Genomic DNA, 14,195 nt, shown 5'->3' on the forward strand with positions numbered 1-14,195 from the left:
GCGCACGGTTGTGCGCTGCGGGCGGCCCGAGGTGGTGACGGTGCGGAGCGCCGGACGCGGTGTCGGCGGCGCATCGGGTGACGGCGTGCACGGGGGTGGTGCGCGGGTGTCGGACGTGGTCGCCGGGATGTCGCCGGGGGAGTCGGCGACGTGCCGCCGGGCGCGTCCGCAGGGCGTGTCCCCGCATCGGGTGGCCGCCGGTCGCGGTCCCTCCGGCGCGACGGGCGGCGCTGCCCGCGACGTTTCTCCGCGCCACCAGCGCCGATGCCCCGCTGCATGATCGTCGGCGACGGACCGGTCGCGGAACGTGGTGTGCGAGGCTCGGATCCCGATCGGGCGAAGCTCGGCGTGGCACCGGGCCCGGGATGGCGTACCCCTAGATGTAGGGGTTACATTGGTGTCGTTCCGCCACAGCTTGGGGGGACAGATTGCTGCGGAGAGTTTCCGGAACGTCACGGAAGAGGGGTGTGAGCGTCCATGCGCTGCCCGTTCTGCCGACACCCGGACTCCCGCGTGATCGACTCCCGGACCGCCGACGACGGGACCTGTACCCGCCGGCGCCGGTCCTGCACCTCGTGCGGACGACGGTTCACCACGGTCGAGGAGGCCGTGCTCGCCGTCGTCAAGCGCAGCGGGGTGACCGAGCCCTTCAGCCGGCAGAAGGTCGTCGGCGGGGTTCGGCGGGCGTGCCAGGGCCGGCCGGTCGACGAGGACGACCTGCAACAGCTCGCTCACCGGGTCGAGGAGACGGTGCGGGCGCGCGGGGCGGCGGAGCTTCCCAGCCACGAGGTCGGGCTGGCGATCCTCGGGCCGCTGCGTGAGCTCGACGAGGTCGCGTACCTGCGGTTCGCGAGTGTCTATCGGTCCTTCTCCTCCATCGAGGACTTCGAGAAGGAGATCGCCGACCTGCGTTCGGCGGCTGCCGGGGAAGCAGCCGACGACGAGGCCGGTCACCACCCGGGCGGCTGAGCGGCGCGTCGTCGTCGCCGGTCGTACCGGGAAGAGAGCCGTCCGCGCACCCCAGCGTGCGGGCGGAGAAGCGTCGGATGTGCGGAGGCAGTTCATGACCGAGACCGTCGGGGGCCCGACGACAGACACCGGTGACAGCGCGGCGGCCAAGCCGTCGCGTGGCCGCGGGAAGACCGGTGCCAAGCGCGCGCCCGGCCTGACCGTGCAGCGTGTCTTCACCACCGAAGGGGTCCACCCCTACGAGGAGGTGGAGTGGGAGCGCCGCGACGTCGTCATGACGAACTGGCGCGACGGCACCGTCAACTTCGAGCAGCGCGGCGTCGAGTTCCCGCGCAGCTGGTCGGTCAACGCCACCAACATCGTCACCAGCAAGTACTTCCGCGGCGCGGTGGGCTCGGACACCCGCGAGTCCAGCCTCAAGCAGCTCGTCGAGCGGGTCGTCGGCACCTACAAGCGGGCCGGTCTCGAGCACGGCTACTTCGCCACCGACGGCGACGCCGAGATCTTCGACCACGAGCTGACCTGGATGCTGATCCACCAGGTGTTCAGCTTCAACTCACCGGTGTGGTTCAACGTCGGGACCGCCAGCCCGCAGCAGGTCAGCGCCTGCTTCATCCTCTCGGTCGACGACACCATGGAGTCGATCCTGAACTGGTACCGCGAGGAGGGCCTGATCTTCAAGGGCGGCTCCGGTGCCGGCCTGAACCTCTCGCGCATCCGCTCGTCGAAGGAGTTGCTGTCCTCCGGCGGCACCGCCTCGGGCCCGGTCTCGTTCATGCGCGGTGCCGACGCCTCCGCGGGCACCATCAAGTCCGGCGGCGCCACGCGGCGCGCGGCGAAGATGGTCGTCCTCGACGTCGACCACCCCGACATCGAGGAGTTCGTCGAGACCAAGGCCAAGGAGGAGGCCAAGGTCCGCGTCCTGCGCGACGCCGGCTTCGACATGGACCTGGGCGGCTCCGACATCACCTCGGTGCAGTACCAGAACGCCAACAACTCCGTCCGCGTCACCGACGAGTTCATGCGCGCCGTCGAGGGGGGCACCGACTTCGGTCTGCGTGCCCGCATGACCGGTGAGGTCATCGAGCGCGTCGACGCCCGCAAGTTGTTCCGCGGCATCGCCGAGGCGGCCTGGAACTGCGCCGACCCCGGCATCCAGTACGACGGCACGATCAACGACTGGCACACCACTCCGGAGTCGGGGCGCATCAGCGCGTCGAACCCGTGCTCGGAGTACATGCACCTGGACAACTCCAGCTGCAACCTGGCGTCGCTGAACCTGCTGAAGTTCCTCGACTCCGACGACCGGTTCGACGCCCGGACCTTCGCCAAGGCAGTCGAGCTGATCATCACCGCGATGGACATCTCGATCTGCTTCGCGGACTTCCCGACCGAGCCGATCGCCGACACCACGCGCAGGTTCCGCCAGCTGGGCATCGGCTACGCCAACCTCGGCGCGCTGCTCATGGCGACCGGCCACGCCTACGACTCCGAGGGCGGCCGCGCGCTCGCCGGGTCCATCACCTCGCTGATGACCGGTGCCGCCTACAAGCGCTCCGCCGAGCTCGCCGGTGTCGTCGGCCCGTACGAGGGCTACGCCCGCAACGCCGAGTCCCACCAGCGCGTCATCCGCAAGCACGCCGCGGAGAACGACCGCATCCGCACCTTCGCCTCCAGCACCCCGGTGCAGAAGCTCGCCACCGAGGTCTGGAAGCAGTGCCAGGACATCGGGCAGGTCAACGGCTGGCGCAACGCGCAGGCGTCCGTGCTGGCCCCGACCGGCACGATCGGCCTGATGATGGACTGCGACACCACCGGCATCGAGCCGGACCTGGCGCTGGTCAAGTTCAAGAAGCTGGTCGGCGGCGGCTCCATGCAGATCGTCAACCAGTCGGTGCGCCGCGCCCTGGACAACCTCGGCTACCAGGCCGAGCAGGCCGAGGCGATCGTCGAGTACGTCGCCGAGCACGGCCACGTGGTCGACGCCCCGGGCATGAAGCCCGAGCACTACGAGGTGTTCGACTGCGCCATGGGCGACCGGACGATCGCCCCGATGGGCCACGTCCGCATGATGGCCGCCGCGCAGCCGTTCCTGTCCGGCGCCATCTCCAAGACGGTCAACATGCCCGAGCGGGCCAGCGTCGAGGACGTCGAGCGGATCTACCTCGAGGGGTGGCGCCTCGGCCTCAAGGCCCTGGCGATCTACCGCGACAACTGCAAGGTCGGCCAGCCGCTGTCCGCGGGCAAGGGCGGCGACACGAAGGCCGACGCCGAACCGGAGAAGCACGTCGTCGTCGAGCAGCGACCGGTCCGCAAGCGTCTGCCGAAGAAGCGGCCCAGCGAGACCGTGTCGTTCACCGTCGGTGGCGCCGAGGGCTACCTCACCGCCGGCAGCTACCCCGACGACGGCCTCGGCGAGATCTTCGTCAAGCTCGGCAAGCAGGGCTCGACCCTGGCCGGCGTGATGGACGCCTTCTCGATGTCGATCTCGGTGGGTCTGCAGTACGGCATCCCGCTGGAGTTCTACGTCTCGAAGTTCTCCAACCTGCGCTTCGAGCCTGCCGGGATGACCGACGACCCGGACGTGCGGATCGCGACCTCGGTGCTGGACTACCTGTTCCGCCGTCTGGCGCTGGACCACCTGCCGTACGAGAAGCGCGCCCAGCTGGGCATCTTCTCCTCCGACGAGCGGTCCGCCCAGGTCGAGAACGACTACGGCACCGGCGAGAAGCTCGACATGGAGGAGTTCCGCTCCTCCGTGCCGACGACCGAGGAGCGCAAGGAGACCGGTGTCGATCCGGCGCCGGTCGAGGTCGGCAGCTCCACCGAGCTGCTCGAGCTGCGTCTGGGCAAGGCCGCCGACGCTCCGCTGTGCATGACCTGCGGGACGAAGATGCGCCCCGCCGGGTCCTGCTACCTCTGCGAGGGCTGCGGCTCCACCAGCGGCTGCAGCTGAGCGACACCGCACCACACCGGGGCGGCTCCGACACCGGAGCCGCCCCGGCGCGTGTGGTGGAGGCAGGGATCGGGGACCACGTGACCGAGGACCGCACCGCGGAGGTGGCCGGGCGCCTCCGCGTCGACCCGCGGGTGCTCGCCGTACTCGTCGCCGCCCCGTGGCGCGCCGCGGACGGCCACGACACCGGGCCCGTCGCGGAGCCGGCGGGGGAGCGCGGGACCGTCTATGTCGGCGTCCCGTCCCCGGCGGAGCTGCGCGAGCTCGACCTGCCCGCAGACGGGCTGCGGCACTTCGGGCTGACCCCGGCCGACCTGCGTCGCGGCGGCTGGACCGACGCCGACCTGCGCTCGGCGGGGCTCCTCCCGCCCGGCGCGACGGCGGAACCGGTGGCCTGGTTCGTCGCCGGGGAGCCGCCGCAGCTGATGCTCGGGTTCGCCCCGGCGGGTCCGGTGCTGCTGGCCCGCCCGGAACCACGATGGGACGGCCACCTCCCGGTGCTGGACCCGGCGGACGCGGTGGAGGTGCCCGTCCTGCCCGGCTGCGACGACCCGGACGGCGACGCCGGGCTCGCCGTCCGCCAGGTGCGCGACGGTCTGCTGCGCCGGGCCCGGCGCCGGCTCACCCACTGCGTGATCTGCCTGCGCCCGGTGCACCGCGCCGCGACGACGCACGGCGCCTGCCACGGCTGTGCCGGCACCTGGCTGGGGTTCGTCTTCTGACCCCGGGCCCGGGTCAGGTCGCCGACACCGGTCCCGGCCGCGCCCCGGCGACGCCGGCGGGCGGGGGAGCGGGGCAGCGCAGCAGCTGACGCCATTGCTCCGGGCTCCACCGCGCCGGGTCGGTGGACCCCAGGAACTCCTCCAGCACCCCGACGAACCGGGCCGGGTCGCTGTGGTGCGGGAAGTGCCCGGCGTCGTCGAAGACCTCCAGCCTGCTGCCCGGCATCGCGGCGTGCGCGGTGCGGGCGTGCGCAAGCGGCACGACGGCGTCCCGGGCGCCCCACACCACCATGGTCGGCATCCCGCGGGTCAGGTAGCAGCGATCGAGCATGGTCACCACCTGCCCGCGCCAGTCGACGACGGCGCGCAGCGTCCGGATGAACGCCGTCCGCGACGTCGCGTCGGGCAGCGCGTCGACCAGCCGGAGCAGGTCGGCGGCGTCGCGGCCGAGGTCGGCCCCGACCAGGCGCAGTGCGTCCAGGGCCCACCCGAGCTGCCACCGCAGCAGCGGCAGCTGCGAGGCCGCCAGCACCGCGTGCGCGCCGGGCAGGCTCACCGCGCGCAGCAGCGGCGTGACCTCCGGCCCCGCCCCGCCGGTGCCGACCAGCACGAGACGCTCGGTGCGTTCGGGGTACTGGTAGGCGAACTGCATGGCGACGCCGCCGCCGAGCGAGTGCCCCACCAGCGTCGCGCGGGGCACCCCGAGGACTCCGAGCAGGTCGCGGACCCCGTTGGCGTAGGCGGCGACGGAGTAGTCGGCGCGCGGCTTGTCCGAGTGCCCGTGTCCGAGCAGGTCCGGGGCGATCACCAGATGCCGCCGGGCCAGTGCGGGGAACACCGCCTCCCACGTCGCCGAGCTGTCGCCGATGCCGTGCACGAGCACGACCGCAGGCCCGGAGCCGGCCACCCGGAACGCCCGCCGGTAGCCGTGCACGGTGCGGAACCGCAGCTCCGAGTCCCGGGGCGGCACGACGCCGAGCCGGTCGCCGACCGGTGCCGGGCGCGAGGTGGGGGCCGCCATCCGCCGACGGTAGGACCGACGGGTTACCCCGGTGTTGCCGTCGGCGAACGGCGGCGTGGGCGCCGGGAGCGACGGTGGCGGATGGGGAGACGCGCCCTAGGGTCGACGGCGTGAGCGAGCGCTACCGGGTCGTCCCGGCGTCCTACGTCCTGCTGCTGCGCGGCACCGGTGAACGCACCGAGGTGCTGCTCCAGCTGCGTGCGGGCACCGGGTTCATGGACGGCCACTGGGCCGCCGCCGCGGCCGGGCACGTCGAGGCGGGCGAGGACGCGGCGGCCGCCGCGGTGCGCGAGGCCCACGAGGAGCTCGGCGTCACCGTCGATCCCGCCGACCTCGTCCCGCTGACCGCGGTGCACCGCACCCAGCGCAACGGGAACCCGGTCGACGAACGCGTCGACTTCTTCTTCACCTGCCGACGCTGGGCCGGCGAGCCACGTCGCGCCGAGGACGGGAAGACCGCGGGCCTGGACTGGTTCGCCCTCGCCGACCTGCCCGCCGACACGGTCCCGCACGAACGCGCGGTGCTCGAGGACCTGCGCGACGGCGGCGTCGCCGCGGTCCGCAGCCACGGCTTCCGGTAGCGGACTACTCCGGGTCGACGAGCTGGATCTCGATGGTGACGTCCGGGCTGTCGGTGTCGTCGGGGTCGACCGCCCAGTGCAGCACCCAGTCGACCTCGTAATCGTCGCGCCGCCGGCCGGGCGGGGCGAAGTTGACCCACTCGCCGGCCCGGGGCAGCGTCTGGAACAGGCGGACGAAGTCGGGCTGCTGCCCGATCCTCACCCGCGCGGTGATCGGTGTCTGCGACGACGGGGAGCCCACGGCCGCGATGCTGCCCGACCGGCTCCCCGCGCGCCACGCCCGCCGGTTCAGGGCCGGACGGCACCCAGGAACCAGCGGTCCACCGAGAACGGCTCGTCGCCGCAGGACGCGACGCCCGACGCCCACGCGTCGACGTCGGCCCGGGTGAGCCCGCACCGGCCCGGCGCGGCGTCGGCGACCATCTCCCGCAGCGCGGCGCCGTAGCCGGTGGAGGCCGGCCCGCGCATCGGCATCCGGCGCGTCCACTCCCCGTCGAACCCGGCGCGCTGCAGCAGCGGCCCCAGCTCGTAGGGCAGCCGCGACCGCGGCACCGTGGTGCACCACGCGTCGCGGATGCGGCGGTGCCGGTCCTGCCCGGGCCCGGGCCAGTGGAGCGAGGTCCAGTCCGTGTCCAGGACCAGCAGCCGCCCGCCCGGGCGCAGGACCCGGTACAGCTCGGCGACGGCCGCCGGCAGGTCCTCGAGGAACTCGAGCACCTGCAGACAGGCCACCGCGTCGTACGGCCCGCCGGGCAGCGAGCCCGGACCGGCCAGCGCGCGCTGCGTGACGACGGCCCGGGTGCCGCACCGGCGTCGCGCCAGCGTCACCATCACCGGGTCCGGGTCGACACCCGTGGCGCCCGGACCGACTGCCCGGGCGACCTCGTCGAGCAGCTGTCCCGGCCCGGTCCCGACGACCAGGATCTGCTCACCGGCCCGCGGATCCAGCAGCTCCAGGGTCCGCTCCCGTTCGGTGCGCGCATCGGCGGTGTCGTAGGTGTCCGCGACCCGCCGCGCGCTCGCGGCGTCGACCGGCAGCATTCCGGTTCCGTATCTCACCCGCCGGTGTAGCGCGCCGACTCGATCAACGCCTCCACCGACTCGGGTGGTACGCGGAACGAGCGTCCGAAGCGCACCGCGGGCAGCTCCCCGGAGTGCACCAGCCGGTACACCGTCATCCGGGAGACCCGCATCCGGTCCGCCACCTCCGCCACGGTGAGGAACGGCGCGTCCTGCCCGGACCGTTGCTCCGGGATCCCTGCCGCCATGCTGCGCCCCTCCTTCGCCGACCCGCCCCCAGGTCGACCTCTGATCACCGAACGCAGGGACGGTAGCGCGGATCGGACCACCCTCCCGGTGCGAACGTGTCCCACCCTCGGGTGGACTGTCCGAAAACTGTCGGCTCTCGGTGGCCGTCCGGATACGCGGAGTGATGATGTGACCCCGTGGAGGGTGCCGCGGGCCCGGACGCGCGTGCACGGTCATCTATCGTCGGGAGGTGACCGCCGCTCCCACCGTGACCGATGACGACCCGGACGGCGACTGGACCGCGCCGGGCGTGTTCCGCAGTGCCCCCGGCGTCTACCGGATCCCGTTGCCGCTGCCCCAGGACGGGCTGCGTGCCGTGAACGTGTACGCGCTCGCCGACGACACCGGCTGGACCCTGATCGACTCCGGCTGGGCGATCGACGAGGCCCGCGACCTGCTCGGCAAGGCGATGGCCGCGCTGGGCTCCGGTTTCGGCGACGTCCGTCGCTTCCTGGTCACCCACGCCCACCGGGACCACTACACCCTGGCCGCAGTGCTGCGCCGCGAGTACGGCACCCGCGTGCTGCTCGGCGCGGGGGAGCGGCCCAACCTGGAGGTCATCACCGATCCCGACCGCCCGCAGGGCGAGCCCGATCGGACCCGGCTGCTGCGTGCCGGTGCCGCCGGCCTGGTCGACGAGCTCGGCCGGGCCGGGCCGTGGCCGCGTCCGCTCCCCGAGGAGTGGGAGGCCCCGGACGAGTGGATCGCCGACCGTGCCGCCATCGCCGTCGCCGACCCGGCGGGTACCCGCACGCTGACCGCCGTGGAGACTCCGGGGCACACCCGCGGGCACCTCGTGTTCGCCGACGAGGCCCACGAGCTGCTGTTCGCCGGCGACCACGTGCTGCCCCGGATCACCCCGTCGATCGGCCTGCAGCCGTCGCCGGTGGCGAGCCCGCTCGGGCAGTTCCTCGACTCGCTGCGCCTGGTCCGGTCCCGGCCGGACGCGACCCTGCTGCCCGCACACGGCCCGGTGGGTGGCAGCGCGCACGTCCGCACCGACGAGCTGCTGGCCCACCACGACGTCCGACTCGCCCAGTGCCGCGACGCCGTCGCCGCGGGCCACCCGACGGCCGACGCCGTCGCCCGGGTCCTGCGCTGGACCCGGCGGGAACACCGGCTGGAGGACATGGACCTGTTCAACCGGACCCTCGCGGTCCTGGAGACCGGGGCGCACCTCGACGTGCTCGCCGACCTCGGCGAGCTGCGCCGGACCGAGGTTCCCGACGCCGCCACCGGGGTCGCCGTCGCCATCTACACCGCCTGACCCGCGCGCCGGGCCGCGACACGCCGGGCGCCGTTCACCCGGTCGTCGTGTCGGGGTGGCTCCCCGGAGCGGAATCGGGCAGAGTGAGGCCACTGAAGGCCACTCACGCCACGGAGGTCACCACACCCACATCCAGCACATCAGTACCGCGGGTCCGAGCACCGGCCGCGCTGCGCCGAGGACGTAGGGGAAGACGATCCTCGTCGACGACAGCGGAGGTTGGCAGTGAGCACACGCGGAGTGGTGTTCGTCCACTCGTCGCCGACTGCGGTCTGTCCGCACGTCGAGTGGGCGCTCTCGGGCGTTCTCGGAACGCGGGTCTCCCTCGAGTGGTCCGCGCAGCCGGTGGCGTCCGGTCAGATGCGGGCCGAGTGCACCTGGAGCGGTCCCGCCGGTAGCGGCGGAGCTCTCGCGGGGGCGCTGAGGGCCTGGTCGATGCTGCGGTTCGAGGTGACCGAGGAACCGAGCCCCGGCGTGGACGGGGAGCGGTTCATGCACGTCCCCGGCCTCGGCATGTGGCGCGGGCGCACCAGCGCCAACGGTGACGTCGTGTTGCCCGAGGACCAGCTGCGCACGGTCATGGCCGAGCACGGTGGCGCCGGGCTGTCCCGGCGTCTCGACCAGCTGCTGGGCACGGCCTGGGACGACGAGCTGGAGTCCTTCCGCTTCGCCGGCGACGGCGCGGCGGTGACACTGCTGACCCACCGGGTCGGCTGAGCCGAGCCGGGCCGGGCACACTGTCGTCCCATGGGGGGCGAGGAATGAACGGCCGGGCCGCGATCACGGTCGGCGTCCTGCTGGTGGCGCTCGTGGCCGTCGGCGGTGTCGCGTGGACGGTGTCCGGGACGACCCGTTCCGGCGTCGCACCCGCCTCCGCGCCGCAGACCGTGCCCGACAGCGGCGCGGGCAGCAGCGAGGTGACCATCAGCGCGGGCGCGGCCGAGCATCCGGCCGCCCAGCTGGTGATGCAGCAGGTGCAGCTCTACTTCAACGCCGTCAACGGCCGCGACCATGCGACCTGGGCCCGCGTGGTGAACCCCGAGACCGCCGACCGGCAGCCCCGCGAGACGTGGCTGGAGGGGATCGGCTCCACCACCGACGGCACCATCCGCATCGACCGGATCGACTCCGCGACCGGCGGCGCTGTACTCGCCCTGGTGCGCTTCATCAGCGTCCAGGACCCGAACGACGGCCCGCCCGGCCTGCACGTCGGCCGGATCTGCTGGCAGATCGCCTTCCCGATGGCGGGCTCGCCGCCGCGGATGGACGTCGGCAACCCCGACGGGATCCTGCGCGCCCCCTGCTGAGCGGGCGTGCGGGTCCCCGGCCGGGGACCCGCACGGAACCGTCAGGCCTTGGTGAACACCAGCGAGGCGTTGTGCCCGCCGAAGCCGAACGAGTTGTTGACGGCGGCGTCCACGGTCATCTTCCGCGGCTCACCGGCGACGACGTCCAGCTCGACCTTCGGGTCCTTGTCGGTCAGGTTGAGCGTCGCGGGGACGATGTCGTCGCGCACGCTGAGCAGCGCGATGATCCCCTCGACGGCCCCGGCCCCGCCCACGAGGTGCCCGAGCGCCGACTTCGGTGCGGTGAGCACCGGGTGGTCGCCGAACGCCCGTTTCACGGCGGTCGCCTCGCCCACGTCGCCGACCACCGTGGAGGTGGCGTGGCAGTTGACGTGGACGATGTCGGAGGCGGTCAGACCGGCCCCGGCCACGGCCTTCTGCATCGCCCGGATCTGGCCCTCGCCCTCGGGGTCGGGCCCGGTGATGTGGTACGCGTCGGACGTCAGACCGATCCCGGCGAGGCGGCCGTGCACGGTGGCGCCGCGGGCCTTGGCGAACTCCTCGCGCTCGAGCACGAGCACGCCCGAGCCCTCACCGAGGACGAAGCCGTCCCGCCCGGTGTCGAACGGCCGGGAAGCGCGCTCCGGGTCGTCGTTGCGGGTGGACAGCGTCCGCGACTGCACGAACCCGGCCACGGTGATCGGCACGATGCAGGACTCGGCGCCGCCCGCGAGGACGACGTCGACCTCCCCGTCGCGCAGCAGCTTGTAGGCCCAGGCCAGTGCCTCGGCGCCGGTGGCGCACGCCGAGGCGGGGGAGTGCACCCCGCCCTTGGCCTTGTACTCCAGGCTCACCAGCGCGGCCGGACCGTTGGGCATGAGCATCGGCACGGTCAGCGGCGAGACCTTGCGCAGCCCGTGCTCCTCGAGCAGGTCGTCCTGCGCGAGCAGCGTCGGCGCGCCGCCGATGCCGGCGCCGATGACGACGGCGAGCCGCTCCGCCTCGACCGCGGCCCCGTCCTCGCCGGGGATCGCGCCGAGCCCGGCGTGCGCCCAGGCCTCCTTGGCGGCCACCATCGCGACCTGCTCGCACCGGTCCATCCGGCGGGCCTGCACGCGGGGCAGGACCTCGGTGGGCTCCACGGCGAGCTGGGCCGAGATGGACACCGGCAGGTCGAACCGCTCGGTCCAGTCGGCCCGGGTGGTTCCCACCCCGGACTTCCCGGCGAGCAGCGCCTCCCAGGTGGAGGCGGCGTCCCCGCCGAGCGGGGTGGTGGCCCCGAAACCGGTGACGACCACTCCGTCGGTCATGACGTCTCCTTCTCCCCGGCGGACAGCGCTACCGGTGCGTGCCCGCCGGTACGGGTCACTGGTGCTTGGCGATGAAGTCGACGGCGTCGCCGACGGTCTTCAGCTCGGCGAGCTGGTCGTCCGGGATCTTGGCGCCGAACTTGTCCTCGGCCTGCACGGCGATCTCCACCATCGACAGCGAGTCGATGTCCAGGTCGTCCACGAAGGACTTCTCGGGGGTCACCTCGGCGGTGTCGATGCCGGCGACCTCCTCGACGATCTCGGCCAGCCCGGTGAGGATCTCGGCGTTGTCAGCCACGATGGTTCTCCTTGCGCGGTGGATGGGTGCGGGTGCCAGGTCTCCGGTGCCCCGTCAGGGACAGACGACGACCTGTCCGGCGTAGGACAGTCCTGCGCCGAAGCCTACGAGGAGCAGCACGTCGCCGGACCGTACCCGGCCGGCCGTGCGCATGTGGTCCAGCGCCATCGGGATGGACGCGGACGAGGTGTTGCCGGAGTGCACGATGTCGTCGGCGACGACCATGTCCTCCCGGGCGCCGTGGCGGCGCAGCTTCTTCGCGATCGCCTCGACGATGCGCAGGTTCGCCTGGTGCGGGATGAGCACGTCGATGTCGGCGGGGGTGAGCCCGGCCCGCTCGACGGCGTCCAGCGCGACGGGGGAGATCGCCGTCGTCGCCCACCGGAAGACCGCCTGGCCCTCCTGGTGCAGCTTGTTCGTGGTCTCACCGAGGATCCGGATGGTCGACGCGTGGTCGCCCGCGCTGCCCCAGCTGACCGGGCCGACGCCCACCTCGTCCTCGCCGTCCGCCGGTCCCAGCAGGGCGGCGCCCGCGCCGTCGGCGAAGATGATGCAGGTCGAGCGGTCGTCCCAGTCGACCCAGTCCGAGAGCTTCTCGGCGCCGATGACCAGCACGTGCCGGGCCGAACCGGCCCGGATCATGTCCGAGGCGACGGCCGTGGCGTAGCTGAAGCCGGCGCAGGCCGCGTTGAGGTCGAACGCGGCGACGCCGTTCGCGCCCAGGCCGGTCGCCACCTGGGCGGCGGCGTTCGGGATCGGGTTGGGCATCGTGCAGGTCGCAACGATCACGGCGTCGAGCCCGGCCGGGTCGAAGCCGGCGTCGGTCAGCGCCGCTGCCCCGGCCGCCGTCGCCATGGACGTCAGCGACGTGTCGGCGTCGGCGATCCGGCGCTCGGCGATCCCGACGCGGCTGCGGATCCACGCGTCGTCGGTCTCGACCCGCTTCTCCAGGTCGGCGTTGGTGACCACGTGCTCGGACTGCCAGCTGCCGAGGCCCAGGAAACGGGCCCCCGCGACGGTCGGGGTCGCTCGCATGGGGCTCACTTCCCGTGCTCGGAGATCAGGTCGACGGCGGCGTCGAGCTGCTCGGGGGTCTTGAGCGCCAGCGTCGGGGTGCCCTTGACGGCGCGCTTGACCAGCCCGGTCAGCGTCGCGCCCGGGGGCAGCTCGAGGGTCGCACCGGTCCCGCGGTCCGCGAGGGTCTGCATGCAGGCGTCCCAGCGGACCGGCCGGGTGACCTGCGCGACGAGCCGGCGCAGCGCCTCGGCGCCGGTGTCGACGGTCGCGCCGTCGGCGTTGGACAGCAGCGTGAGCGTCGGGTCCGACACCGGCACCGACGACGCGTGGCTCTCCAGCGCGGCACGCGCGGGCTCCATGTGCGCGGTGTGGAACGCCCCGGCGACCGGGAGCTCCTTGACCCGTGCCTTCTCCGGAGGCGACGCGACCAGCTCGGTGATCGCCTCCTTCGCCCCGGCGGCGACGATCTGGCCGGCCCCGTTGCGGTTGGCCGGGTCGAGACCCAGCTCGGCGAGGCGGGCCAGCACGACCTCCTCCTCGCCGCCGAGCACGGCGGCCATCGACGTCGGCGCGACGGCGCAGGCGGCGGCCATCTCACGGCCGCGGACCCCGGCGAGGGCGACGGCGGCGTCCTCGGTCAGCACGCCCGCGATCGCGCAGGCGGTGATCTCGCCGATCGAGTGCCCGGCGACGACGGTCCCGGACGGCAGCTCGACCCGCTCTCGCAGGCGGTGCGCGGCCAGCAGGCCCAGGGTGACGATCAACGGCTGGGTGACCGCGGTGTCGGTGATCTCCTCGGCGTCGGCGGTGGTGCCGAGACGCACCAGGTCGAGCCCGACGGCGTCGGACCAGCCGGCCACGGCCTCCGCCGCGGCCGGGTCCTCCAGCCACGGAGCGAGCATGCCGGGGGTCTGGGCCCCCTGGCCGGGTGCGAGCAGGGCGATCACGGGGACATCACACACCTCTCGGGGGCGGCGCCGGGATACCGGTTACGACGAAGTCGGACCACCGAAGTTGTAGGAAACCTACGAACCACAGGTGTGACCGGGGCCTCGTTACCGATCCGTAGGGGCCGGTGTTTGTAGGGTTCACGACAACGCCCCGCCCACCGGGACACGGACGCCGTCGACCTCCTGATCATGCTCCCCGGTCGGGTCCAGAGGAGTCAGCGGGGTGTGCGCGGCGACGGCCGGGCCGTCGGACGCGCGGGCGGTGCGGTCGGCGACGAGCGCGGCGCGCAGCACGAACGCCTCCCGCGGGTCGGTGGGGGAGCGCCCGACGAGCTCGCCGATACGGCGCAGGCGGTAGCGCACCGTGTTGGGGTGCACGTAGAGCGCGCGGGCGCAGCCCTCCAGGCTCGCCCCGCCCTCCAGGTACGCGGCCAGGGTGCGCAGCAGCTCACCACCGGTGTCGTGGAGCGGGGCGAGGACGTCCTCGGCGAGCCGGCGCCGCGCGGCCGG

The 14,195-nt window shown here is 73.4% G+C and carries 16 protein-coding genes; 7 read left to right on the plus strand and 9 right to left on the minus strand.

Annotated elements, in window-relative coordinates:
- Nucleotides 1–477: 477 nt before the first annotated feature.
- The 3 genes from nrdR (at nt 478) to GTW08_RS03470 (ending at nt 4,647) form a co-directional block, all read left to right on the plus strand.
- Complete coding sequence (nrdR, locus tag GTW08_RS03460; protein WP_073577434.1) at nt 478–969, plus strand: transcriptional regulator NrdR; 492 nt, start codon at nt 478–480, stop codon at nt 967–969.
- A gap of 94 nt (nt 970–1,063) precedes the next feature.
- Nucleotides 1,064–3,925: a vitamin B12-dependent ribonucleotide reductase gene (locus GTW08_RS03465; RefSeq protein ID WP_073577435.1), complete on the plus strand. Its 2,862-nt coding sequence runs from the start codon at nt 1,064–1,066 to the stop codon at nt 3,923–3,925.
- 80 nt (nt 3,926–4,005) lie between these two features.
- The gene (locus tag GTW08_RS03470) at nt 4,006–4,647 is read left to right on the plus strand and encodes a hypothetical protein (RefSeq protein WP_139282952.1); all 642 of its coding nucleotides are present in this window, start codon (nt 4,006–4,008) and stop codon (nt 4,645–4,647) included.
- Nucleotides 4,648–4,660: 13 nt separating this feature from the next.
- Here the strand turns inward: GTW08_RS03470 and GTW08_RS03475 are convergent, their stop codons facing one another.
- Nucleotides 4,661–5,668, minus strand: coding sequence for an alpha/beta fold hydrolase (locus GTW08_RS03475; protein ID WP_073577437.1), 1,008 nt, complete (start codon nt 5,666–5,668; stop codon nt 4,661–4,663).
- 110 nt (nt 5,669–5,778) lie between these two features.
- On the opposite strand from GTW08_RS03475, the gene GTW08_RS03480 reads away from it, so the two are divergent.
- A complete protein-coding gene (locus GTW08_RS03480) occupies nt 5,779–6,249 on the plus strand; it encodes an NUDIX domain-containing protein (protein ID WP_083658970.1) in 471 nt (156 codons plus the stop codon).
- Between the two features lie 4 nt (nt 6,250–6,253).
- Here the strand turns inward: GTW08_RS03480 and GTW08_RS03485 are convergent, their stop codons facing one another.
- The 3 genes from GTW08_RS03485 to GTW08_RS03495 all read right to left on the minus strand — a co-directional run bounded on the left by GTW08_RS03485 (nt 6,254) and on the right by GTW08_RS03495 (nt 7,517).
- Nucleotides 6,254–6,451, minus strand: a complete 198-nt coding sequence (locus GTW08_RS03485; RefSeq protein WP_161151404.1) for a hypothetical protein — start codon at nt 6,449–6,451, stop codon at nt 6,254–6,256.
- An 86-nt stretch (nt 6,452–6,537) separates the two neighbouring features.
- Nucleotides 6,538–7,290 carry a methyltransferase domain-containing protein gene (locus tag GTW08_RS03490; RefSeq protein ID WP_073577440.1) on the minus strand — a complete coding sequence of 251 codons (753 nt, stop codon included), beginning with the start codon at nt 7,288–7,290 and terminating at the stop codon, nt 6,538–6,540.
- Between the two features lie 14 nt (nt 7,291–7,304).
- The gene (locus GTW08_RS03495; RefSeq protein WP_020623051.1) at nt 7,305–7,517 is read right to left on the minus strand and encodes a helix-turn-helix domain-containing protein; all 213 of its coding nucleotides are present in this window, start codon (nt 7,515–7,517) and stop codon (nt 7,305–7,307) included.
- A 230-nt stretch (nt 7,518–7,747) separates the two neighbouring features.
- On the opposite strand from GTW08_RS03495, the gene GTW08_RS03500 reads away from it, so the two are divergent.
- The 3 genes from GTW08_RS03500 to GTW08_RS03510 all read left to right on the plus strand — a co-directional run bounded on the left by GTW08_RS03500 (nt 7,748) and on the right by GTW08_RS03510 (nt 10,131).
- Nucleotides 7,748–8,824 (plus strand): MBL fold metallo-hydrolase, encoded by a 1,077-nt coding sequence (locus GTW08_RS03500; RefSeq protein WP_073577441.1) that lies wholly within the window; start codon nt 7,748–7,750, stop codon nt 8,822–8,824.
- A 225-nt stretch (nt 8,825–9,049) separates the two neighbouring features.
- Nucleotides 9,050–9,541 (plus strand): DUF3145 domain-containing protein, encoded by a 492-nt coding sequence (locus GTW08_RS03505; protein ID WP_073577442.1) that lies wholly within the window; start codon nt 9,050–9,052, stop codon nt 9,539–9,541.
- A gap of 44 nt (nt 9,542–9,585) precedes the next feature.
- Nucleotides 9,586–10,131, plus strand: a complete 546-nt coding sequence (locus tag GTW08_RS03510; protein WP_073577443.1) for a hypothetical protein — start codon at nt 9,586–9,588, stop codon at nt 10,129–10,131.
- Between the two features lie 41 nt (nt 10,132–10,172).
- On the opposite strand, the gene GTW08_RS03515 is transcribed toward GTW08_RS03510, so the two are convergent.
- From GTW08_RS03515 to GTW08_RS03535, 5 genes are all read right to left on the minus strand, one after another.
- Nucleotides 10,173–11,420 (minus strand): beta-ketoacyl-[acyl-carrier-protein] synthase family protein, encoded by a 1,248-nt coding sequence (locus tag GTW08_RS03515; RefSeq protein WP_062396635.1) that lies wholly within the window; start codon nt 11,418–11,420, stop codon nt 10,173–10,175.
- 55 nt (nt 11,421–11,475) lie between these two features.
- Complete coding sequence (locus GTW08_RS03520; protein WP_020623056.1) at nt 11,476–11,718, minus strand: acyl carrier protein; 243 nt, start codon at nt 11,716–11,718, stop codon at nt 11,476–11,478.
- A 54-nt stretch (nt 11,719–11,772) separates the two neighbouring features.
- Complete coding sequence (locus tag GTW08_RS03525; RefSeq protein ID WP_139282953.1) at nt 11,773–12,753, minus strand: beta-ketoacyl-ACP synthase III; 981 nt, start codon at nt 12,751–12,753, stop codon at nt 11,773–11,775.
- A 5-nt stretch (nt 12,754–12,758) separates the two neighbouring features.
- Nucleotides 12,759–13,682: an ACP S-malonyltransferase gene (locus GTW08_RS03530; protein ID WP_073577445.1), complete on the minus strand. Its 924-nt coding sequence runs from the start codon at nt 13,680–13,682 to the stop codon at nt 12,759–12,761.
- A 141-nt stretch (nt 13,683–13,823) separates the two neighbouring features.
- Nucleotides 13,824–14,195: PucR family transcriptional regulator (locus tag GTW08_RS03535; protein WP_161151405.1), on the minus strand; the 372-nt coding region annotated here is incomplete at its 5' end.

The organism is Pseudonocardia sp. SID8383 (genome assembly GCF_009864975.1).
Lineage (GTDB): Bacteria > Actinomycetota > Actinomycetes > Mycobacteriales > Pseudonocardiaceae > Pseudonocardia > Pseudonocardia alni.